This window comes from Aciduliprofundum sp. MAR08-339 (assembly GCF_000327505.1).
GTDB lineage: Archaea > Thermoplasmatota > Thermoplasmata > Thermoplasmatales > Aciduliprofundaceae > Aciduliprofundum.
The window spans coordinates 724,631-744,860 of sequence record NC_019942.1; the positions used below are offsets into that span (position 1 = coordinate 724,631).

The 20,230-nt window shown below is 43.9% G+C and carries 24 protein-coding genes and 1 tRNA gene; 12 read left to right on the forward strand and 13 right to left on the reverse strand.

The window, feature by feature from the left end; all coding sequences use genetic code 11:
• Positions 1–7 precede the first annotated feature (7 nt).
• Together ACIM339_RS03955 and ACIM339_RS03960 are read left to right on the forward strand one after the other, a co-directional pair.
• Positions 8–574, forward strand: coding sequence for an acyltransferase (locus ACIM339_RS03955; RefSeq protein ID WP_015283320.1), 567 nt, complete (start codon positions 8–10; stop codon positions 572–574).
• The gene (locus ACIM339_RS03960) at positions 571–1,641 is read left to right on the forward strand and encodes a DegT/DnrJ/EryC1/StrS aminotransferase family protein (protein ID WP_015283321.1); all 1,071 of its coding nucleotides are present in this window, start codon (positions 571–573) and stop codon (positions 1,639–1,641) included. Before ACIM339_RS03955 ends, ACIM339_RS03960 begins: the two co-directional genes overlap by 4 nt.
• Positions 1,642–1,904: 263 nt before the next feature.
• Here ACIM339_RS03960 and wecB read toward each other — a convergent pair whose 3' ends face one another.
• From wecB to ACIM339_RS03975, 3 genes are all read right to left on the reverse strand, one after another.
• Complete coding sequence (gene wecB, locus ACIM339_RS03965; protein WP_015283322.1) at positions 1,905–2,969, reverse strand: non-hydrolyzing UDP-N-acetylglucosamine 2-epimerase; 1,065 nt, start codon at positions 2,967–2,969, stop codon at positions 1,905–1,907.
• Positions 2,966–4,066: a glycosyltransferase gene (locus ACIM339_RS07750; protein ID WP_052309857.1), complete on the reverse strand. Its 1,101-nt coding sequence runs from the start codon at positions 4,064–4,066 to the stop codon at positions 2,966–2,968. The genes wecB and ACIM339_RS07750 overlap by 4 nt, the downstream gene beginning before the upstream one ends.
• A gap of 92 nt (positions 4,067–4,158) precedes the next feature.
• Positions 4,159–4,243: transfer RNA gene (locus ACIM339_RS03975), tRNA-Leu, on the reverse strand.
• A 114-nt stretch (positions 4,244–4,357) separates the two neighbouring features.
• Here ACIM339_RS03975 and ACIM339_RS03980 point away from each other — a divergent pair.
• Positions 4,358–5,788: a tetratricopeptide repeat protein gene (locus ACIM339_RS03980; protein WP_015283324.1), complete on the forward strand. Its 1,431-nt coding sequence runs from the start codon at positions 4,358–4,360 to the stop codon at positions 5,786–5,788.
• Here ACIM339_RS03980 and ACIM339_RS03985 read toward each other — a convergent pair.
• Positions 5,783–6,604, reverse strand: coding sequence for a D-aminoacyl-tRNA deacylase (locus ACIM339_RS03985; protein WP_015283325.1), 822 nt, complete (start codon positions 6,602–6,604; stop codon positions 5,783–5,785). The two genes, ACIM339_RS03980 and ACIM339_RS03985, sit on opposite strands and share 6 nt — an antisense overlap.
• A 39-nt stretch (positions 6,605–6,643) precedes the next feature.
• Positions 6,644–7,822, reverse strand: coding sequence for an Nre family DNA repair protein (locus ACIM339_RS03990; protein WP_015283326.1), 1,179 nt, complete (start codon positions 7,820–7,822; stop codon positions 6,644–6,646).
• A 76-nt stretch (positions 7,823–7,898) separates the two neighbouring features.
• On the opposite strand from ACIM339_RS03990, the gene ACIM339_RS03995 reads away from it, so the two are divergent.
• From ACIM339_RS03995 to ACIM339_RS04010, 4 genes are all read left to right on the forward strand, one after another.
• Entirely contained in the window at positions 7,899–8,066 is a 168-nt protein-coding gene (locus ACIM339_RS03995; RefSeq protein WP_015283327.1) for a preprotein translocase subunit Sec61beta, read from the forward strand.
• Positions 8,063–8,860, forward strand: a complete 798-nt coding sequence (locus tag ACIM339_RS04000; protein WP_015283328.1) for a DNA-3-methyladenine glycosylase — start codon at positions 8,063–8,065, stop codon at positions 8,858–8,860. The genes ACIM339_RS03995 and ACIM339_RS04000 overlap by 4 nt, the downstream gene beginning before the upstream one ends.
• A gap of 67 nt (positions 8,861–8,927) precedes the next feature.
• Positions 8,928–9,263 (forward strand): carboxymuconolactone decarboxylase family protein, encoded by a 336-nt coding sequence (locus ACIM339_RS04005; protein ID WP_015283329.1) that lies wholly within the window; start codon positions 8,928–8,930, stop codon positions 9,261–9,263.
• A gap of 31 nt (positions 9,264–9,294) precedes the next feature.
• Positions 9,295–9,804, forward strand: a complete 510-nt coding sequence (locus ACIM339_RS04010) for an HDIG domain-containing metalloprotein (protein WP_015283330.1) — start codon at positions 9,295–9,297, stop codon at positions 9,802–9,804.
• Here ACIM339_RS04010 and ACIM339_RS04015 read toward each other — a convergent pair.
• The gene (locus ACIM339_RS04015; RefSeq protein WP_015283331.1) at positions 9,801–10,667 is read right to left on the reverse strand and encodes an alpha/beta hydrolase; all 867 of its coding nucleotides are present in this window, start codon (positions 10,665–10,667) and stop codon (positions 9,801–9,803) included. The genes ACIM339_RS04010 and ACIM339_RS04015 overlap by 4 nt on opposite strands.
• Before the next feature lie 72 nt (positions 10,668–10,739).
• Here ACIM339_RS04015 and ACIM339_RS04020 point away from each other — a divergent pair, with 72 nt between their 5' ends.
• Positions 10,740–11,375, forward strand: a complete 636-nt coding sequence (locus ACIM339_RS04020; RefSeq protein WP_015283332.1) for a protein-L-isoaspartate(D-aspartate) O-methyltransferase — start codon at positions 10,740–10,742, stop codon at positions 11,373–11,375.
• On the opposite strand, the gene ACIM339_RS04025 is transcribed toward ACIM339_RS04020, so the two are convergent.
• Genes ACIM339_RS04025 through ACIM339_RS04035 form a run of 3 tightly spaced genes read right to left on the reverse strand, consistent with a single transcriptional unit; the run spans position 11,372 to position 13,323 of the window.
• Entirely contained in the window at positions 11,372–11,992 is a 621-nt protein-coding gene (locus tag ACIM339_RS04025; RefSeq protein ID WP_015283333.1) for an HAD family hydrolase, read from the reverse strand. The genes ACIM339_RS04020 and ACIM339_RS04025 overlap by 4 nt on opposite strands.
• Before the next feature lie 34 nt (positions 11,993–12,026).
• Complete coding sequence (locus ACIM339_RS04030) at positions 12,027–12,752, reverse strand: SDR family NAD(P)-dependent oxidoreductase (protein ID WP_015283334.1); 726 nt, start codon at positions 12,750–12,752, stop codon at positions 12,027–12,029.
• A 13-nt stretch (positions 12,753–12,765) separates the two neighbouring features.
• Positions 12,766–13,323, reverse strand: a complete 558-nt coding sequence (locus ACIM339_RS04035) for a CBS domain-containing protein (RefSeq protein WP_015283335.1) — start codon at positions 13,321–13,323, stop codon at positions 12,766–12,768.
• A 99-nt stretch (positions 13,324–13,422) separates the two neighbouring features.
• Between ACIM339_RS04035 and ACIM339_RS04040 the strand changes: the two genes are divergently transcribed.
• On the forward strand, positions 13,423–13,956 hold the full coding sequence (locus tag ACIM339_RS04040) for a hypothetical protein (RefSeq protein ID WP_015283336.1): 534 nt from the start codon (positions 13,423–13,425) through the stop codon (positions 13,954–13,956).
• Here ACIM339_RS04040 and ACIM339_RS04045 read toward each other — a convergent pair.
• Genes ACIM339_RS04045 through ACIM339_RS04055 form a run of 3 tightly spaced genes read right to left on the reverse strand, consistent with a single transcriptional unit; the run spans position 13,939 to position 16,716 of the window.
• Positions 13,939–14,256: an ASCH domain-containing protein gene (locus ACIM339_RS04045; RefSeq protein WP_015283337.1), complete on the reverse strand. Its 318-nt coding sequence runs from the start codon at positions 14,254–14,256 to the stop codon at positions 13,939–13,941. The genes ACIM339_RS04040 and ACIM339_RS04045 overlap by 18 nt on opposite strands.
• A complete protein-coding gene (locus tag ACIM339_RS04050; RefSeq protein WP_015283338.1) occupies positions 14,213–16,423 on the reverse strand; it encodes a tRNA(Met) cytidine acetyltransferase TmcA in 2,211 nt (736 codons plus the stop codon). The genes ACIM339_RS04045 and ACIM339_RS04050 overlap by 44 nt, the downstream gene beginning before the upstream one ends.
• Positions 16,420–16,716 carry a translation initiation factor gene (locus ACIM339_RS04055; protein ID WP_015283339.1) on the reverse strand — a complete coding sequence of 99 codons (297 nt, stop codon included), beginning with the start codon at positions 16,714–16,716 and terminating at the stop codon, positions 16,420–16,422. The genes ACIM339_RS04050 and ACIM339_RS04055 overlap by 4 nt, the downstream gene beginning before the upstream one ends.
• A 156-nt stretch (positions 16,717–16,872) precedes the next feature.
• Here ACIM339_RS04055 and ACIM339_RS04060 point away from each other — a divergent pair, with 156 nt between their 5' ends.
• The 3 genes from ACIM339_RS04060 to ACIM339_RS04070 are packed head-to-tail and all read left to right on the forward strand — an operon-like array spanning position 16,873 to position 19,472.
• Entirely contained in the window at positions 16,873–17,586 is a 714-nt protein-coding gene (locus ACIM339_RS04060) for a tRNA (adenine-N1)-methyltransferase (protein WP_015283340.1), read from the forward strand.
• A 38-nt stretch (positions 17,587–17,624) separates the two neighbouring features.
• Positions 17,625–18,398, forward strand: coding sequence for a cell division GTPase (locus tag ACIM339_RS04065; protein WP_015283341.1), 774 nt, complete (start codon positions 17,625–17,627; stop codon positions 18,396–18,398).
• A 33-nt stretch (positions 18,399–18,431) separates the two neighbouring features.
• The gene (locus ACIM339_RS04070; protein WP_015283342.1) at positions 18,432–19,472 is read left to right on the forward strand and encodes a dipeptide epimerase; all 1,041 of its coding nucleotides are present in this window, start codon (positions 18,432–18,434) and stop codon (positions 19,470–19,472) included.
• Here ACIM339_RS04070 and ACIM339_RS04075 read toward each other — a convergent pair.
• Complete coding sequence (locus ACIM339_RS04075; protein WP_015283343.1) at positions 19,465–20,214, reverse strand: hypothetical protein; 750 nt, start codon at positions 20,212–20,214, stop codon at positions 19,465–19,467. The genes ACIM339_RS04070 and ACIM339_RS04075 overlap by 8 nt on opposite strands.
• Positions 20,215–20,230: the final 16 nt, after the last annotated feature.

Consider the following 20,230-nt stretch of genomic DNA (forward strand, 5'->3'; position numbering starts at 1 on the left):
AGTGATAATGATGGAATATTACGCACATCCAACAGCAGAAGTAAGCGAGAAGGCAAAAATAGGGAAAGGCACGAAAATCTGGCATCAAGCGCAGATACGAGAAGGAGCAATCATAGGTGAAAACTGCAATCTTGGAAAGGGAGTTTATGTGGATTTTGATGTGAAAATTGGAAACAATGTGAAGATTCAGAACTATGTATCTGTGTATCATGGTGTAGAAATAGAGGATGATGTTTTTGTGGGTCCTGCGGCAGTGTTCACAAATGACAAGCATCCCCGCGCGTGGCTATGGGACGAAACGAGGTTATGTCACACGAAAATAAGGAAGGGAGCGAGTATAGGAGCAAATGCCACCATTGTATGCGGTGTGGAGGTGGGAGAGTACGCAATGATTGCAGCGGGAGCCGTGGTGACAAAGGACGTGCCTCCTCACGCTCTCGTGATGGGCGTGCCCGCAAAGGTCGTTGGATTTGTATGCGAATGCGGAGAGAAGCTGGATGAGAATTTCAAATGTCCCGCATGTGGAAAAGAGTATCCTGAACTGAAAAAATATGCAAAAGAGGTGAAAAGATGATACCCATCGCAAAGCCATGGATAGGTGAGGAGGAGAAGAGAGAGGTTGAAAAAGTGCTGGATTCTGGCATGCTCGCCTACGGCGAGTGGGTAAAGAGATTTGAAAAAGAGTTTGCAGAATACATCGGCGTGAAGCATGCTCTGAGCACAACAAACGGCACGCAGGCACTGATCCTTGCATTAGAAGCCATCGGCGTGAGAGGAAGAGAGGTTTTAGTGCCAAGCTTCACATTCATCGCAAGTGCAACGAGCATAATTCGGGCAGGTGGAAAGCCAGTTTTTGTTGATGTGGATGAGAGGACATTCAATATAGACCCTGAAGATGTTCGGAAAAAAATCACTCCTAACACAAAGGCGATAATGCCCGTTCACCTTTATGGGCAGGCGGCAAACATGGATGAAATAATGGAAATTGCAGAAGAGAAAGATTTGTTCGTGGTGGAAGATGCGGCTCAGGCGCATGGCTCAGAGTGGAACGGAAAGAAGGTCGGAGGAATCGGGCACATTGCCGGCTTTTCATTCTATCCCACGAAAAATATGACCACGGGAGAGGGAGGAATGGTAACCACCAACGATGATGAGCTCGCTGAGAGGGTGATAATGCTCAGAAACCATGGGCAGACGCAGAGGTACATGCACGAGGAACTGGGATGGAACTTCAGAATGACAAACATAGCAGCAGCAATAGGACTCGTACAGCTCAAAAAATTGGATAAAGCTAACAGTATGAGAAGAGAGAACGCAAAATACTACGATGAAGTCCTTGAAGGTAAGGTTATCACGCCCTTTGTGGACTCGCACGCAAAACATGTTTATCACCAGTACACCATAAGAGTAAACAACAGAGAATCGCTCATTGCAGAGTTCAAAAAGGAGGGAATTGGATTTGGCATATACTACCCAATGGGCAACCACCAGCAGCCAATAATGAAGAAGCTGGGGCATACAGCAAAGCTACCGGTCACAGACCTGCTCTGCAAGGAGGTCATTTCCATACCTGTTCATCCCCTCATAAGTGAGGAAGATAGGGAGAAGGTTGCAGAGACAATAATAAACTGCGCAGATTGAACGTTGAGCATATAATAAATCACAACAAAAAGGCTATAACTCTGAGGATTATTTACGGCGTTATTCACGCTCTTGTTTGAAAAATTCACAAATAAGATGTAAGAGGTCTTCATAAAAATAGTTAAAATAAATTAAATGGTAAAACCCTTTTAATCTCCGTTCCCGTGCTCTGTGTATATTTCCTCAATACTCTTTTTATTCTTATCCATACTTCTTCATGTATTCGGCAATATATAAATATTTCTTTCGACAAAAAACGAAAATTATGTTAATTCTCTCACAATCCTCACTGCAGCCTTTCCGTCACCAAATCTATTCTGATGATTCTCTCCCTTGGGTTCAAATTCTCTAAGCATACTCAATATTTTCGCCTTATCGCTTCCAACGAGCACGTTCCAGCCGTCTTCAAGAGTTTCAACCCATTCTGTGCTCTCTCTCATGGTTATACATGGAATTTTCAACATATATGCCTCTTTTTGAACACCCCCCGAGTCTGTAAGAATCTTATTTGCATTTTTTTCCAGTACAAGCATATCAAGATATCCTACAGGCTCTATCAGTTTCACATTTTCACTTTTTTCTACAATCTCGATGAGACCGTATTTTTTCAGCGCTTTAATGGTTCTCAAATGAGCAGGGAAAACAATTCTTCCCTCATATTCCATGATTGCTGAAATAATGCTTCTGAGTTTTTCCTTAGAATCTGTATTTTCAGGCCTGTGAAGTGTCATAAGTATATATTCCTTAGGCTGAAGATTTAGCTTTTCCATAATACTTGATTTCTTTTCTGCAATTGGCAGATTACGGTAAAGAGCATCAACCATCACATCTCCAACAAGATACACCCCCTCTTTTATGCCCTCTTTCTCCAGATTCCTTACCGCAGTTTCCGTTGGTGCAAATAAGATTTTGCTTATGTGATCCGTTAGCACTCTATTTATCTCCTCAGGCATTCTCCTATCAAAGCTTCTCAACCCCGCCTCCACATGTGCCACGGGAATATGCAATTTCACAGCTGCAAGCGCACCTGCAAGAGTTGAGTTTGTATCACCGTAAACAAGCACCATGTCTGGCTTCTCGTCAATCAAAACTTTTTCAATCTTTTTCAACATCTCTCCAGTCTGATACCCATGGGTTCCAGAGCCAACACCAAGATTGTAATCTGGCTGGGGAATATTAAGTTCTTTGAAAAATATCTCATTCATCTCGTAATCGTAATGCTGTCCAGTATGAATTACTATTTCATCAAAATGCTTTCTTATCTCCTCGGATACTGGCGCCATTTTTATGAACTGCGGCCTTGCACCCACCACCGTGGCAATCTTCATATTTTTCCCTCCTGGTTACTGCTCTTTTCAATATCTTTATATAAATTTATGAGTCTATTTTTTGCGATATTCCAGTTGAAATCTGAATATGCTCTTTCTATGTTCTCTTTGAGGTCCATTTTCATAAGATTTAAGGCTGCTTTTTTTATTTCTTCCGGTGTTTGTGAGTTAAAAACTACTCCACATTTATACTTCCTCACAATCTCTCCAATTTCTCCATAGTCTAAGGTTATCATAGGTGTTCCAGTAGCAAGCGCCATAAAGAGGGAATTTGGAACACTATAATAGTTGTTTGGTATTGATGGGTCTAGTGAGTAATATATTGCATCTGAATTTTTATAAATTTCTGGTATTTTTTTGGGATCCACCTTACCTAAAAATTTGCAGTTACTACATTTATTACATAGAGTTTTTACTTCTATTTCTCTTCCTTTATATCCTCCAACGAGTATTTCAAATCTTTCATCATTACAAAATGCTTTTATCATGTCTTCCACGTGTCTGTCCCAAGTGAGAACCCCTACATATGATATTACAAATTTACCATGGTTATTGGATTGGGTTGCAACACGCTCTTTCCAGTTACCTATAATTATAACTTTTCTAGCTCCAAATTTTTTAAATCTTGACGCAAGTCTGTTACCCACGGTGATTACTGCGGTGGAATGCTTTGATATAAAAATATCTAATTTTTCAATAATTTTTTTAATTATCGGTGGTACTTCTCTGGCGATCATATCTGGATAGCTTTCATGAGAATCATATATTAGAGGAACATTTTTTATTAAGGATATTATAAACCCCAGGGGAGCGGTATCCAAGTCGTGGGCGTGTACTACATCAAAATCCATACGAAAGGCTTGAAATAAGGCATGAAGGTAAAACAAGGGCAACTTCAAAACTACATCCATTGTTCCATATCTCGCACCAGGCCCTATTCTCACAATTTTGAAATCTCTATCTTCATATTTTTCATATTTTTCCCTATTCCAAGCTATTACTGTAACATTGTGACCAGCCTTTACCAGTGTAGTAGCCTCTTTCTCTACTCTTGGATCTGGATTTAGTGGATTTGAGAGAAGCATTAGTATTCTCATTATTAAAGGTAATTAATTGAGAGTAATTAAATTATCTCCTTAAAGTAGATAGATATGAAGCAAGATAAATTATTCGAGACAATTTATTTGAATGCGGAGGGCCGGATTTGAACCGGCGAACCCCTACGGGACCAGACCCTGAATCTGGCGCCTTTGACCTAGCTCGGCAACCCCCGCTCTTAGGTGGAATGCGATCCGCCTTATTTATTTTTTCCTGAATTTGTGGGTGGACGAAGCGAAGGTTTTATAAGATTAATGTATATTCTATCCATATTAGAATCTCCGTGGGTGATGAATTTGCCTTTATTTGGTGGTAAGAAAAAAAAGGAATCGAATGTAATTCGCGATTACGAGAGAACCTTACAGGAAGCGAAGGATGCTATGAATAGGGGAGATGATGCAAGGGCTGAGGTTCTTCTCCGGCGCATAAACAGGTGGGTGACCGAGGACTTTGACAGAATTGAGAAGATGAGTGGAGAAGAGAGGCGGAAAATATCTAGGATTCTTACAGAGGCTGGAGAAAACATGCTACTCGTGAAGGATCATGATTATGCCATAAAGACTCTTGAAAAGGCAAAGATTCTTGATGATAAGAATGTCCGGGCCTGGGTGGATATAGGCAGGAACCTTCTGGAGAGAAATGTGCAGATTCCATACGCGGTGGCTTGTTTGAAAGAGGCAGTCAAGATAGATCCAAATGATGTCGAAGCACACATTCTCCTAGGAGATGCGTTCAGGATTCAGGGACAGATAAAGGATGCCATAGAGACGTACAGAAGGGCTCTGGAGCTAGATCCAAAAAATGAAGTGGTTATTTCCAAACTTCTTAAAATACAGCCTGACGATGTTGAGGTTCTCAAGAGTTATGCTGATATTTTGAAGGATAAAGGGGATGAGGAGGAACTTTTGAAGGTTTACAACAAGCTCTACTCCCTGACTAGGGATGAGAAGTACCTGGAAGCTGGTCTCGACATAGATCCCGGTAACCGGGATTTGCTTATAACCAGGGTGCGTTTCTTGATGGAGGATAACGATCTTGTTGAGGCAAATAGAATTGTGGAACAGTTGAGAAGAGATTATCCCAATGATCCTACGGTGGAGATGCTGTACGAGGAATTGAGGGGCGTGGAGAAGGAGGAGTACAAGCCAATTGCTGTGGATGAACTGTTTGGTGACCTTGGGATCGATGAAACCCTGTCTGAGATATCTGAAGTTGAGGAAATTGCGAATGTGGAAACCGAGTCACCCGGAGAGCAGGTTGTGGAAGAAAAGGAGGAGGAAAGGCCCGAGATTAACCGTGTGGATGAATTTTTGAAGTACTTTGAGGAGGACAGGAATAGGGCAAGGGAGTTACTCGGGCAGTTAACCGATGAGGAGTTTATGGAACTGATGGCCAAGGAAGTGAATTTTGATCTGGCGAATTTCATACTGGAGAATGTGAGTCTCGATAGGGGGAACATGGCACTGGAGTCCATGATAGCTCAGGAGAAGTTTGAATACGCGGAGAAAATGTTAAATGAAATTCTGAAAAGAAATTTCAAAAATGCAAAAGCGCTCTTCTACAAGGGAAAGCTCATGGCTGCAAAGGGCAATGATATGGGTGCCAGAAATTTCTTAACCATGAGCGTTAAATTTGATCCATCCATGAAGGAAATGATAAAGAACGACAAGCTGCTGCAAAAGTACGCTGGAGAGGATTGGTTCAAAAAATTGATATCATAATTTTTCCAAATTTTTTGAGTTTATTACCTCTATTCCAAGCTTTTCCAGAATGCCGATTACTTTTTTCTTCTGCTCACTTTTCAGCCCTTTTCTGTGTATGTACGCATGCCTGCAATTATCACTTTTCTCACAGGCCATTTTTACCACACTCTCATCTATGTATTCAACGGCGTAGGAGGGAATCATATGCCCGAATGATATTCTGTATTCTAGGGCAACATCTGTGATACGCGGAACGTAGTGCCCCCCTCCTATCCCAAGTGCCGGCATGTATTTTCTCTCTTCAAGTTCCAGTATGGTCTTTGCGAGGATCTCTCCAGCCTTGTCGTTGCACCACTCTTCCTCGTTGCTTCCTATCTCTATAAAGAACGTGGGCGTTTCAAGATAGGGCCCATGATGTGTCGCCTCAAAGGATACGGAGAATTCACTTAAAGTGTTATTTTTCTTCAGAATTCTCAGAGCCTGGGTCATGAGATGTGGATTCGTATGCACCACGGTATGCTCCCTCCCTCCAAACCTCGCAGGTCCCCAGTTCCCTATTGGATGCACGGTGAGGCTCTTGATCTCAGCGGCACTTCTATGCTTTGATGCAACGATTATATTGTTGAACTCTATCCCCAATCTCTCTCGTATGTGCTCATCTATGTTCTCTGCGTAGATCTTCTGAATTTTTAGGTGTACAAGGTAATATTTTTCGTTTCTGTAAACCGGGAAATTCTGGAACATTCCTATTTTTTTCCAGCCATCCATGGCAAGAAGTTTCTCTCGAATGTTAAGTGATGCAGCATCGTCCTGCGAGGTCAGTATCAAATCCATAGGCCACGCATAAGCTCAAATTATTTCAAATTTGTGCATTTAAAGGAAATCGTCTATTCTTCTCTGATGCTTCAAGTTGTAGGCTATTCTGCTCTTTGCAGGCCATCCATTCATATGCGTTCTTCTCTCCGCGTAGTTTAAGGCATATTCAAGAGTTTCAAATCTCATCGGTTTTTTGTACAATGCATGTCTCACCCCCTCCCTTATTACCCATACCCCAAGAGGAAGCCTGTAATCCGGGGTTATCTCCCTGTAAACCAGCACCTTTGCCTGTCTCCTTCTGGATTGAAGATGCTCGGCAACTGCAAGTCTTGCCGCATAATACGCTCCGGTTATGTTTGAGGCATAGCTCCTTCTACCCTCGTAGGGCTCGTAATCCTCCTCAACAACGTTGCTGTATGCGTAAATTGCCCCCTTAAGCCAGGTCTCAAGCATCTCAAATTCCCATATGCCTGGAATGAGAAATACATGGAAATCGTTGCCCATAAAGCTCTCGGTGTAGTATTCAACGTCACTCAATGGGCTGTACGTTTTTATGCTCTCCATGAGGATTTTGGAGGATATGTCGTCCACCGCAGTTATGCTCCATCTGGTGGGTACAAGCTTTCTATCCCTCCCCAATATACCCGATGCCAGAAGCCTTTGCAGATAATCAACCTCGTATCCATGTGTGTAGAGTTCTTTGATTGCCAGTTCTGCTTTTAGACGCTCTTCCACAACCATGTCCACCCTTTTAGGTATAGATGGGTTATCAACTATGTCAATTCTCCTGGGCTCAACTCTCGGTCCTGTGGGGTGGAAAAAATCGTCAAGATTGGCACCACCGTAGAATTTTTCAATCCAGATTTCTGTATCCACGGGCTTCTGGGACATGGCTATCTCCTGTGAAGTTTCCACAATCTTATCCACCCTTCTCACGTGGACCCTTCTTGATGTTCTCAAAAGGGTGGATGTTTGAGATATTATCTCATCAAGGCTCCTACCGTAGAGTTCACGAGTGGAGGAGAATACCTTGCCGTTCTCGGACACAAGGGGCCCCGCATATACGTTTGGATACCCAAACCTGCCCACAAATACGCTGGGTGGAGAGGGTCCAAAAATTGAGTCTGAACTGATTTTCAGTCTCGGCATTATGCTCTTTGCACTCTCGAGTATCGGGCATTTCGGCAACCCGCACCAAAGACGCCCCTTGCATCTAACGCACAGATCTCCGAACACATGGTGCTATAATCACCGCTGGATTTATTATTTTCCACACCGAAAACTTTAAGTTTATGCCAGAAATACGCAAAGCATGGCGAAGAAGAATAAGGGCTCAGGGTTTCAATCTGCAGCAGGTTTGATTCGTTATTTTGAAGAGGAAAAGACCAAGGGTCCCAAGATAGATCCCAAACTTGTGGTTTATATGGCCATAATTTTTGCCCTGATTGTTGAACTTGCCAAGGTGTACTGGCCAGCATGATATACATTCTGAATTCTCTGGATAGGTGGGAGAAACCCTACGGAATAGATACCGTTGTTGACTTTTCCAGTGGAACTCTGGATTTTGAGAAATTATTGCGTATGGATATGGAGTCTCGCATTGGTGTATTTCGTCCTTTAGATAAATTGATAAATGCGCTGCTTGACATAAACTACCCCATCATTTACCTTGGGGAGGATGAGCACCTTCATCCATCCTACAGATTTTTGCCTCTTCCCGAGGTTTTCTTTCAAAGAGATGCGAGGGATGTTGCCATTGATCTTCTCGGAAAGATCATTCTTCGCCGTGTAGATGGCAGGCTTCTTATGGGAAAAATTTTGGAGACGGAGGCGTATTATGGACCTGAGGATCCAGCCTCCCGGGCTTACAGGGGTATGAAGAATTACAACAGAGGAATGTGGCTTCCAGGTGGGCATATCTTTGTTTATATGGTGCATGCAAACTGGATGTTCAACATAACCACGGATAAGGGGGAGGCGCAGGCTGTGCTCATAAGGGCCGTTGAGCCTCTGATGGGGCTTGATTACATGTACAAAAGGCGTGGAAGAAAACTTAAGGAACTGTGCAACGGTCCAGGAAAATGGACCCAAGCGTTTGGGATAGTTAGAAAAATGAATGAAAAACCCCTGGGCGGGGAAATTGTGGTTGTTGAATCACCCTGGCGGGGATTTGATATCAAATCCTCACACAGAATCGGTGTGAGGGCTGATCTTGGTGAGCCCCTTCGATTTTTCATTCCCTCCAAGTTTGTATCGAATAACAAAATTTTTTAGTTGCAATCTTTCAAATTTTTACGAAAAACATAAATATTGTTTTTGCATATCGTTAAATGGTGATGGTATGGAACCGGAAAAAACTCTGGAGGAAATAAACGCGTATCTTGAGAAGTTGGCCAAGAATTATCCTCAGGAAACTGGTGCATTCATGTCCTTTTTGCGTCGCACAATTCAGGAAAAGGCCCTGGATTCAAAGACCAAGGAACTCATAGCCCTTGCCTTAGGCATAGCGGCTGGATGCGAGTGGTGTATAGTGCTCCATACAAAGAATGCTCTTGAGGCAGGAGCAAAGCCTGAAGAGCTCATAGAAGCAGGATATGTGGCTGTTCTCATGGCCGGTGGACCTGCGTTGATGCATCTCATACCGCTGATGAAGGCCATTGAGGAGTTCAAAAAGTAAATCCTTTTATCCCTCTTTTTTATTTACCACTATGAAAATTGAAGAGATTTTTCCAGAAGTGAACGAGATAAAGGATGCGGAGCTCAGGGAGAAGGTCATAAAGGTGTGGGAGTACGCAATTGAGCGTGGAGGATGGAAGGACTTTCCATTGGAGAATATTCCATTTACACTTCTAATAGAAACAGAGAGAAACCTGGTGGAGCATACACGCATGGTGACAAGGATGGCCATGGCCGTTGCCAGAGAGCGTGGAGATGTGCGAATGGATTACATAATTGCTGGTGGGCTCCTGCACGATGTGGCTAAACTTCTTGAATTTGAGCACCGAGATGGGAAAGTCGTGAAGAGTGAGTATGGGAAGAGGATAAGGCATCCTGTGGGAGGAGCAATGCTTGCGGAGAAATTTGATTTGCCATATGAGATTGCACATATAATCGCGGCCCACTCAAAGGAGGGAGAGTTCGTAACAAGAATTCCAGAAGCTGTGATAATACATCACTGCGATTTCATAGATTTCCACATTGAAAAGGGAAAACTCTAAAGGGCTCTCACGAAGCCCTCAATTTTTTGAAAGAGGGTTTCTTCGTATCCGTGAAAACTATGATCTCCGGGCATAATCTCGATTCTCAGATTCCTGCCTTTGTAGGCATTCCTCAATTTTGAGGCGTACCATTCCACACCTCTGGGAAAATATGGATCCTCAGTGCCAAGAAATATCTGCATGGGCAATTTGACCTGCGAGAATATTTCGAGACCCTCGTAGTTGAACATCCTTGCCTCATAATTTTCACGGGATGCAAAGCTAAGAAAGCGAGAGGCACTCCAGATCTCTCCTGTCTTCTCATAGAGGGGGATGAGCAGTTTATCTCCATCACCTTTGGATTGCATCTCCCATGCCATTTCAACAAATTTTTCAAAATCCTCTCCAAGGGAGTTTTTCCAAATTTCATAATCTTCGGCTGGGGATACGTGGATTAGGCTTTTGACCCTTGAATCCCCGCTTTTCCATGCGTAGTAAAGTATCTTCTGGCAGCCCGTACTGTGGCCTATGAGGTGGAAGCGTTTGAAACCGAGGGAACTCAGAAAGTCAATGGCTGCCCCGATATCCTTCTCCAAATCTTCAAATCTTTCAAATGCCGTGCCCATGGTGTGATGTTCCCCCCGCATATCTCTGAAATCCTTAACGATATCCGCCCCACGGATATTGAAGGAGAAAAATGATATACCCATTTTGGAGAGTTCTCTAGCACCTTTGAGGAAACCCATCTTGTAGAAATTCCCGCCCATTCCGTGAATGAAGAGCACGATATCGTCTTTTCCATATTCCATCAGGAATCCAGCAGTTTTCATATCGTCCCTCGTTTTGAAAAAAACCAGTTTTCCATCAAAGGTCTCAAGGCTCATACTGCCTAATTGGCTCCAAATATAATACATTTTGCGACGATAAGTTTTTTAGGTTTTTTCCCATTTATTCCTGTGAACAACGAGGCAATGGTTCATACACTGGAAATGCACGGATACATAAAGAGCAGGAGAGTGAAAGATGCATTTTTGAAAGTTGATAGAGCGAATTTTGTGCCTGAGGAGCACAGGAGCCACGCGTATTTTGACGATCCCATTCCCATAGGGCACGCTCAAACCATAAGTGCTCCCAGTATGGTGGCTGTTATGCTTGAACTTCTTGATGTGTTTGAAGGGGCAAAGGTTCTTGAAGTTGGTACAGGTTCAGGGTATAATGCCTGTCTTATGGGATGCATAGGTGCGGAGGTTTACAGCATTGAGAGAATACCCGAGTTAAGGAAGCTGGCAAAGAAAAATATGGAAAATTGCCCCTGCAAGGATAATGTGCATCTTCTGTTGGGAGATGGCTCTGTGGGTTACGAAGAGGAGGCACCCTATGACAGGATAATAGTTACCTGTGGTGCTCCTGACATTCCGGAACCACTAAAGGAGCAGTTAAAATGCGGAGGCATCATGGTTATACCCGTGGGTGGCACATTCTTTCAGGAGCTCTACGTGCTTAGAAAGGAGAGGCATGGATGGAGAAAAAGGGTTTGGGGTGATGTGGCCTTTGTGCCCCTGGTGGGAAGGTACGGGCACAGGTGGGCTTAATTTCCTTCCAAAATTCTTTTAAGTTCATCTGGGTTATGAACTATGTAATCTGGCTCATATCTTTCAAGAAATTCCTCGCTTCTGAATCCCCATGTGACCGCCACGCTATTAATTTTCGCATTTTTTGCGGCCATAATGTCCATTTCAGTATCACCCACCATGAACACCCTGTCCCTGCGTTTGCAGTCAGCCATATGAATGATTTTGAATATCCCCTCGGCGCAGGGTTTCTTTTTCTCAATGTCATCTGCACCCACGATTATTGGAAAATGCTCAAGCAATCCTAAATAAGATAGGTCGTAAATTGCGGTTTTTCTTTTCTTTGAGGTGAGTATTGCCCTTCTGAAATTTCCATTCAGGATGCCTTCCATTCCTGGAAACAGCCTTATCTTCCTCTCCCTATCGGAATAGTAAACTTTGGCAATTTCCCTTTCAACACGCTCATCGTACTCACCAAGCAATTTTTCAAGTAGTTCGCGAAGGGGAAGTCCTATGTACCTCTCCATGCGCTCCCTATCCAGTTTTAATCCTAGGTTTTCAAATGCCTTTGAGAAAACGGAAAATATCTCGTCCTTGGTGTCTATGAGGGTGCCGTCAAGATCAAATATCACGAGCATCGCTGGCTTATGTGGATTTAGTAATTAAACTCTTTCATCTCATGTAAAGCCCGCCATTAACATCAATAGTGGCCCCTGTTATGTAGGATGAATTCTCGCTGATCAGGAATGCAACGACCTCGGCGACCTCCTCAGGCCTGCCAATGCGTCCCAGTGGAATTTCATGTGCCCTTTCATTCAACTGTTCAGGGGTGTAATTTGAAATCATATCCGTTTCTATGGTGCCGGGTGCCACGGCGTTCACCCTTATCCCGGGGGCAAGTTGTAGTGCAAGGGAGTGCATGAGCCCAAGAATTCCCGCCTTGCTGGCACTGTAGGCAACGCTGCTGCTTGAGCCCTTGAACGCCAGTTGAGATGAGACAAAAACAATGGAGCCAGAGGACATGTGTGGAAGTGCCGCCTTGACGAGGTAGAATGCACCGTTCAGATTTATGTCCATTGTTTTCTGCCAGTCCTCAATGCCCATATCGTAAATCTTTCTTCTAATGTATATGCCGGCGTTGGCAACCAGTCCGTAGATGGGACCAAAACTTGATGTGAAATCCTCAATCATATTTCTGGTCTCTTCAAAGGAGGCAACATTGGCCTGGTAGGCGATTGCCTCACCCCTACCGGTGGAGTTTATTTGCTCAACCACCTGAAGAGCATCTCTCTCGGAATTGTTGTAATTTACCAGCACCCTATATCCTCTTTTTCCAAGTTCAAGCGCTATGGAGCGACCTATGCCCCTTGAAGCACCGGTGACAATCACATTCTTCATATGTATCCCCCAATCATTTCATGGAATCAAGGCACTCAGGACACACCAGCATACCGTTGTACATGGTTAGCCTCAGGGAGTACTGTCCGCACACCTCGCATTTTCCTGCGAGATACTCCTGTGTCCTTTCCTCATCGGAATTTTCGGAGTGTATCTTTGCGTATTCTTGGGCGAGGGCTATGAGATCTGGGGATATGCGCGTTATATCATTTTCTGATAGTATGCCCACTATTTTCTCCCCCTTTATGACCGGCAATTTTCTTATCTTTCTCTTCGTCATAATCTTCGCAGCATCCTCAAGACGCTCGTTATGTGGTATCATTATGACGGGGCTGCTCATTATCTCCCTGAGTTCTGTGTCTAGTGGCAGTCCTTCGGCCACAACCTTGGTAACAAAATCTCTATCCGTTACTATTCCCACAATTCTTTTATTCTCCTCGATTAACAGGGTGCTTATGGAGAGTTCACGTAGTATCCTTGCCCCCTCTTCAACGCTCAACTCTCCAGATACGATTTTTGGATTTTTGGACATTACCTCTTCAACTGTTATGCTCTTCATAGCCCTCGCCATGAAAATATAGGACTTTGTGGTTTAAATAATTTTTGAGCAAAATTCCATCACCGAGTTTTGAGCAGGAAAATTTATATTTCATAAGGTGCACCTTATCCTATGGACGGGAAAGTTGATGAGAAGATCCTGATAAAATACGGCCTCACAGCGATGGATTTTGCCTACCTTACCGATGAGCAGAAGGCCATATTTGAGATGGAAATCGCAAGGAAGAAGGTGAATTTGAGAGTTATGGCTATGCTCAAAAGGTTCGCCTCAGTGAGCAAGAGTGTTGAGGGAATAACCTCTTACTTGAAGGGATACGATATGGATACCCGCGCAATGCAATGGATAAGGGAGATGTACTCGGCCACACCACCATCCAGTGGGGAATACAAACTGATTGAGAGTGTGATTCTCAATTACACGAAGGTTCAGATATGGCTTGGAAATTTTTTCTCTCTGGTGAATTCTTTCAATCACAGCATGAATCTTCGTAGATTGAGTTCAGCTGAAAAAACCTTGAAGAAGATGGAACTGGAGATTGCTAAGGGAAGGAGAGTATTCAAGGAATTCAACGCATCTCTTAAGAATCTGAAAAACCACGTGATGGGTGAGCGGGAAGAGGAGAAGACCCTACTTTACTTCACTTAACTCAAAGATGATCTGGGTGAATATCTGCTCATCTTCAAATTTTCCGTAGAATTTTTCAAGGGCCATCCTCAATTCATCCCTGCTTTTGAACCCATCAATTTCCGTATCCTCCTCGCTTATCTCCCTGAACCTTTTGAAGTTCACATCCATTATGGTGGCCACTCCAATCTCCCTATCACCGCAGCGAATGATCACCTTCTCTCCTGGCCTGTAATCCTTAATGCCCAATCTCAATGTTGCCCTTTTCTCCCCTTTTCTAATTTTCTCCGTGAAATCTTCGCTGAAATTCAAGTACCTCATCTCTGTACCTCCCTCCAATGAATTTGCGCATTATCTCCCTCAACTCAATAACCACGTACGTGCCCCCCTTTCCAATAAGATGCCCGATTTCTTCCCAAGGCCTGTGTTGCAGAACCTTACCTGTGAGGATGATCTCCTGCTCCTCGTTCAATTTTGGTCTCTCTCTCAGGAAGAAATATGTGGCTGCAATTTTGTAAATAACGTCAATGGTGACCTCATAGTTTCCCGGGCCCCAAGAATAGACGATCAACCTGCGCCAATCCACATCATCAAGTTCAAGGTCCCTTGTTCTTGGGAGAGAGGTTAGAACCATTCTTGCTATGCTCGGTTCCATATTCCTGTGTATCTCGCTGAGACTGGCTATGAACTTCTCTCCGAACTTCTCCCTTGCCCTCAGCACAGATTCTTCCAGCACCTCATTTTTTGGATGTATTATCACTATGGAGTACTCTCCCGTGCTCTCGTTTATCTTGGGGGATATGTGAACCGGATAAAATTCGTTCTTTATCCAGAAATTCAGAAGTTTTTCGGTGGCTCCGAATGATGAGCCAATCCAGTCGGCCTGCTCTTCCTTGATGTGCCTGAGCATTGCACTTCCTATGCCCATGTTCATAAACCGTGGATGCGTGGCAATTCTCACAATCCTGTAGCCAAAGTACTTGCCAAAATCCTTCATTCTGTGGTGCTTTATCATCACGTCCGGAACTATATTGCCGGGGGGTGTCACTCCGAAGTACATCTCATCAGCAAAGTTCTCAATATTCCCCTCTCTGGCGAGTTGAACAGAGCATATAACATGGTCCTTGTATTCAAGAGTTCTTATTTCGTGGTTGGGGGCATCACAAAGTATGCCGAAATCATTGGGGTTATTTCTGTAATGGGCAAGCACGAATATCCCGTAGTACTCCCTGAGTTTTCTCTCATCCTTCATTAGGTCTTCAATGGTGTATTTTCTGTACTCCAATTTATCCAGTTCCACTTTTTCAAGGTCTGGGGGCTCAGAATCCAGAAGCAAAGTATCAAAGAGCCATCTCTCAATTGGATCGCCCTCTGCGTACCTTATAGGTTCTTGCATCTCAATGAGCATAAGGTTTCTAACTCTTTTTTTCACCGCATTCATGAACCTAATGGAGAAAGAACGCCCCGTGCCCTCGTACCCGTGTATTGTTGTGGAATATATGATCCTCTTTGCTTTGAGGTATCTTAAAAGGAGGGGCACTGGAATGCCCGCAGCTTCATCCACAATAAGCAAATCGTAATTCTTGGGCTCCACGTTTGCGGGTTCCACGTACTCAATTTTGAAGTCTCTACCAACAATGCTCTTTCTCCTCTTCCTGATCTTCAAATTTCTAACCCGGGTGGCCATTTCAAAGAATCTGAAGATTTCTCCCACGTTTGATAGGTCCGGTGCAGTCACACCTATTTTTTTGAATTTTCCCGCGAGGAATCCTGCGGTTATGCCAAGAACACTGCTCTTTCCCCTGCCCCTATCTGCCGTTATAACCATAACTCCGTGCTTTCCAAGTCTCTCTGCTCCCTGCAGCACCCTTATCTGATCCTGTGTCATGCACATCTCGTATGCCTCTATTGGCAATCTTGCGTTCTTTGGGATTTTAACCTCGCTCTTCCCTTTCTCGCACTTCAAATGCCCATATTTCCTTATCCTTCCATTCTCCACTATGGCTATGCCTTCGTGCTCTCTCAATTTTCTGATGACCCATCTGACGAAGTTGCCCTTCACATCATCCATTGTGTATGGGGGAGTAAGTATGACCTCGTGGAAGAAATTCTGTGTTCTGGGCCAGAGTTCAAAGGGCGGGGTGAGAAGCACAATAAGTCCACCTCCGTTCACGATTCCTACCAGTTTTCCAAGATCGTTGGGTATGAAGGAGTGGTGGAGATCAAGTGCCAGGAAATCGTAATTGGTGCCCATGTACCTGTCTGAATTTTTCAGTTCTTCAACCTCTGCAGGCACATGAAAATCGATGTTCTTTGTGAAAACTATCTTTGTGTCCACAGAAATATTTTCCAGGATTTTTCTCAAAATTTCAATGCCCCCCTCCCTGTCATCGGCCAGCACAAGAAGCCTTCTCTGATTGCATTTTCTTGCCTCGTCCAAAAGGGATAGGGCCAGATTTACGATCTCCTCCGTGTTTGCGGGATTCATTCTATGATCTCAACAACGTATCCCTGGGATTCTAAAAATTTCCTTGCCCTCTCTCGCTGGTCTCCCTGCAACTCAATGCGTCCGTCCTTCACAGTACCACCAGATGCGGTCTTCTTCCTCAAAGTCCTTGCCATCTCCTTCAGGTCCACATCCCTCGGATCAAACCCCTCTATTATGGTCACCGTTTTTCCGTATCTGCGCTTGTCCGTGTATATCTTTATCACTTGCTGCTCCTTGGAAATTTCCTCCAAGGCAAACAGCTCATCCGGAAGTCCAGTTATAACCTTTTTCATTACAAATCCTCAAAATGAAATCCCTTATTTATAAGTTTCGTCTGGAGGATTCGTGCTTTGTTATTTCCCAAATTACTTTGCACTCACATTTGCGCAATGGTTCCTTAAAAAATTTATGGAGAAACAAATTTAATTCTCGGTGCATATATCCTTCCCATGTACACGCTCCTAGACGGGAAGAGAAGGTATATTGCAAAAAAGAATGGAATGTACCACGTGGGAGATTTTGCCGTCCTGAAGGATTTGAATGAGGGGGAGATCAAGATAGGCACTAGAAAGTTCTATGTGCTCAGAAGTAATCTTTATGATTATGTTGAAACTATAAACAGGAAGGCGCAGATAATCTCGCTCAAAGATTCATCCTACATAATAGCCCGATGTGGGATACGCTCGGGTATGCGTGTGGTGGAAGCAGGTGCGGGATCTGGGGCCATGAGCATTGCCCTCCTTTACTTTGTCCATCCAGATGGAAAGGTGTACACCTACGAACTCCGCGAGGATTTTGCAAAAATTGCAAGGAAAAATGTGGAGCGTGTAGGTCTGGAGGAGAACTGGGAATTGAAGATTGGAGATGTGAGGTATGATGTTAAAGAGCGGAATTTGGATGCGTTCATTTTGGACATACCCGATCCTTGGAACGCGATTGACATGGCATACAGGAGTCTCCGGCCATCAGGATGTGTGACAGCGTATGTACCCACCTACAACCAGCTTGAAAGGGTTTATAGAGAGATGCTCTCACTGAATTTTGTGGATTTAGAGGCGTGTGAGATCATAAAGAGAAACATCGTTGTGGGAGAACTTGGAACTAGGCCGGATAACGTGGAGGTGGCTCATACGGGATTTATGGTATTTGCCCGAAAACTGTGAAAGGTTTAATACTTCAAATTCCATAAAGGTTGGTGGATATGCTTGCGTTGATTGGATGCGGCGGTGCAGGTTCAAAGTTTGCCTCCTACGTTGCCAGGTACACTGGGGTAAGGGCAACAACAATAAATGAGCATGCTGCAGACATTGTTGTGGACAAGAAAAAGGTGGAAGCCTATGCCACAGTGGATAAAAAACTGATAAGTATGGCCTTTCCATGGCTTGCCAGGATTAACAGCCCGTATATTTTTGTTCTTGCAGGGCTTGGAGGAAATCTGGGCACAAATCTTGTCAGAATTATTGGAAAAACGAAAAGAAGATCAAAGTTGATTGGGTTATTCACCTTGCCATTCTCCTCCGAGAACAGGGTCAGGAGAGAAACCGCGCAAGGTGTTCTTGCGGATATTGAAATGTATTACGATATGTACTTCGTGCTTGACAATGATGGCCTTGTGAATTACTATTCCAACATACCAATTACTGCGGCAATGAGCATACCCACGGAGGTTATGAGGCACATAGTTCTCGATTTCAGAAATATGCTCATAAAGAACATGATGAGCGTTCCCCTTAAAGGAAAACTGGGAATTGGAATAGGATTTGGAGCGGGAAAGAACAGGATGGAGGTTGCCATAGAGGATGCCCTTGACTCTCCTTGGATCGATGGGGGAAGGAGAATAATGCTGTTCAGTGGGGATATAGAACTTGAGGATGCAAAGGTTGCCTCAAGAAATTATAACCCCATATTTGTGGATGTGTATCGCACCCCTGAGTATGGTGATGAGGTTAAGGTCACCATTATGACCCTCCCATAGGAAAGTTTATCTTTTGCAAGCCCATGCATATTTATGGAAATAATAAGTTTGGATTGGAAAATTTTGGAAATTCCACTGAAAAAACCTTTTAAGATTGCCTTTGAAACGATGGACACATACAGGGGCGTGGTTGTGAAACTATGCACCGAGGAATTTTGTGGGTATGGAGAGGCAGTCCCTGCGCCCAGAATAACGGGGGATACCGTTGATTCTGTGGTTTCTGCCCTGAAAAGGTTCAAGCCCATTGTGATCGGGGAGGATGCGTCTGCCATTGGAAGAATAATGGATTCTCTAAACTCATCAATTCTTGGTTCACCCAGTGCCAAAGCAGCAATAGATTTTGCGCTTTTTGACATTATTTCGCAGAAAGCAGGTGTGCCATTGAAGAACCTTCTTGGAGGAAGAAGGGATAGGATTGAGACTTCCTTGACGGTGGATATTGGGGATCTGGAGTATACACTTGAACATGCCAGAAAACTCATTGATGAGGGAGCTAAAATTTTAAAGGTAAAAATTGGGCTCAATCCGAGGGAGGATGTTGAACGCATTCGTGCCTTACGCAAGATGACCGATGTTAAGATTCGTGTTGATGGAAATCAGGGCTATGATCTGAAAACAGCCATAAGGGTGCTCAGGGAGATAGAAAGGTACGAGATCGAGTTTGCGGAGCAGCCAATCCCCGCAAGCGAGGTTGAGAATCTTAAAATTCTTAGGGAGAGCGTTGAAATTCCTATAGTTGCCGATGAGAGTGTTCACAGGTCCAGGGATGTGCTTCGCCTTATCGGAAAGGTTGATGGCATAAATATAAAGTTGATGAAGAGTGGAGGCATTCTTGAAGCACTGAGGATGGCATCCATAGCCCGGGCGGCGGGGATGAAGATAATGGTTGGATGCATGATAGAGACCCAGGTGGGCATATCCGCAGGCACTCATTTTGCCCTTGGCATTGGGGCAGATTACGCAGATCTCGATGGGTACTGGGACCTTGCAAAGCAGCCCTACATTGGCATGGAGTATGAGGATGGGTACAACCTGGTTAGGGAGGTACCGGGTCTTGGCATAGAGGTCAGGTAATTTTTCTTCTCTTCATATGGTAGGAGTGGGGAATGAGCGGATTGGTTTTTGCCTCGTAGATGAATATGTGGGGGTGCCTTCCCTTGAGGTATTCCACGTAGGCCACCCATTCGTAAATGAGCAGGCGGTACAGTTTTTCAATGTCTCCTTTTATATCTTCGTAATCCTCTCGGGATAGATTTTCAAAATTTGAAATTCTACGAAGTTCTTCTGTTACGTGCAGAAGATTCCATAGAAGTTCGGTGAAGGTCTCGTGCTCAATTATTGCTGGATTATCCAGAAGGTTTATGGCAAAATCCTTGTTTTCCAGCAGAAATTTCCTTAGTTCGTAAAGGTTTATTTTCTCCAGTGCAATCTCAAATCTCTTATTTTCAAGTTTTTGTCTGATCCTATCAAAATCTTCGTTTCCGAAATTTTCAAGGTTCATCATCTCCCTGGCGATGCTCTCTATGCATTCATCGTACTTTGAGAGGTATCTCAGCAGATCTTTTCCTATTTCCGCAAAGAAACTTCCAACCACAATGTTGAGTTTTTCAATCCTCTCCGTTCTCTCTCTACGAACCATCAATTTGTTCAGTACCAGGGTGACCAGCAAAACGGATATGGGCAGGAATCCTAGTTGGGCCAGAAGGTACCTCTCTATGAAATTCAGATCCCTAAAAAGAAAATAGTTTAGCACGTAGAATCCAAGTGCACTTATGATCAGCAGAATGCCCAGTTTCGCTTCAAAACTCAAACGCATCCATGGACCATATTCA

Coding starts and splice junctions, on each gene's coding strand:
- ACIM339_RS04035 (WP_015283335.1), bottom strand. CDS start 13,323: ATGGCGAGGGCTATGAAGAGCATAACAGTTGAAGAGGTAATGTCCAAA.
- ACIM339_RS04000 (WP_015283328.1), top strand. CDS start 8,063: ATGATATACATTCTGAATTCTCTGGATAGGTGGGAGAAACCCTACGGA.
- wecB (WP_015283322.1), bottom strand. CDS start 2,969: ATGAAGATTGCCACGGTGGTGGGTGCAAGGCCGCAGTTCATAAAAATG.
- ACIM339_RS04065 (WP_015283341.1), top strand. CDS start 17,625: ATGCTTGCGTTGATTGGATGCGGCGGTGCAGGTTCAAAGTTTGCCTCC.
- ACIM339_RS03955 (WP_015283320.1), top strand. CDS start 8: ATGATGGAATATTACGCACATCCAACAGCAGAAGTAAGCGAGAAGGCA.
- ACIM339_RS04070 (WP_015283342.1), top strand. CDS start 18,432: ATGGAAATAATAAGTTTGGATTGGAAAATTTTGGAAATTCCACTGAAA.
- ACIM339_RS04050 (WP_015283338.1), bottom strand. CDS start 16,423: ATGAATCCCGCAAACACGGAGGAGATCGTAAATCTGGCCCTATCCCTT.
- ACIM339_RS04015 (WP_015283331.1), bottom strand. CDS start 10,667: ATGAGCCTTGAGACCTTTGATGGAAAACTGGTTTTTTTCAAAACGAGG.
- ACIM339_RS04025 (WP_015283333.1), bottom strand. CDS start 11,992: ATGCTCGTGATATTTGATCTTGACGGCACCCTCATAGACACCAAGGAC.
- ACIM339_RS04030 (WP_015283334.1), bottom strand. CDS start 12,752: ATGAAGAATGTGATTGTCACCGGTGCTTCAAGGGGCATAGGTCGCTCC.
- ACIM339_RS03985 (WP_015283325.1), bottom strand. CDS start 6,604: ATGGATTTGATACTGACCTCGCAGGACGATGCTGCATCACTTAACATT.
- ACIM339_RS04045 (WP_015283337.1), bottom strand. CDS start 14,256: ATGAGGTACTTGAATTTCAGCGAAGATTTCACGGAGAAAATTAGAAAA.
- ACIM339_RS04075 (WP_015283343.1), bottom strand. CDS start 20,214: ATGCGTTTGAGTTTTGAAGCGAAACTGGGCATTCTGCTGATCATAAGT.
- ACIM339_RS04040 (WP_015283336.1), top strand. CDS start 13,423: ATGGACGGGAAAGTTGATGAGAAGATCCTGATAAAATACGGCCTCACA.
- ACIM339_RS03995 (WP_015283327.1), top strand. CDS start 7,899: ATGGCGAAGAAGAATAAGGGCTCAGGGTTTCAATCTGCAGCAGGTTTG.
- ACIM339_RS04055 (WP_015283339.1), bottom strand. CDS start 16,716: ATGAAAAAGGTTATAACTGGACTTCCGGATGAGCTGTTTGCCTTGGAG.
- ACIM339_RS04010 (WP_015283330.1), top strand. CDS start 9,295: ATGAAAATTGAAGAGATTTTTCCAGAAGTGAACGAGATAAAGGATGCG.
- ACIM339_RS04005 (WP_015283329.1), top strand. CDS start 8,928: ATGGAACCGGAAAAAACTCTGGAGGAAATAAACGCGTATCTTGAGAAG.
- ACIM339_RS04060 (WP_015283340.1), top strand. CDS start 16,873: ATGTACACGCTCCTAGACGGGAAGAGAAGGTATATTGCAAAAAAGAAT.
- ACIM339_RS07750 (WP_052309857.1), bottom strand. CDS start 4,066: ATGAGAATACTAATGCTTCTCTCAAATCCACTAAATCCAGATCCAAGA.
- ACIM339_RS03980 (WP_015283324.1), top strand. CDS start 4,358: ATGAATTTGCCTTTATTTGGTGGTAAGAAAAAAAAGGAATCGAATGTA.
- ACIM339_RS03960 (WP_015283321.1), top strand. CDS start 571: ATGATACCCATCGCAAAGCCATGGATAGGTGAGGAGGAGAAGAGAGAG.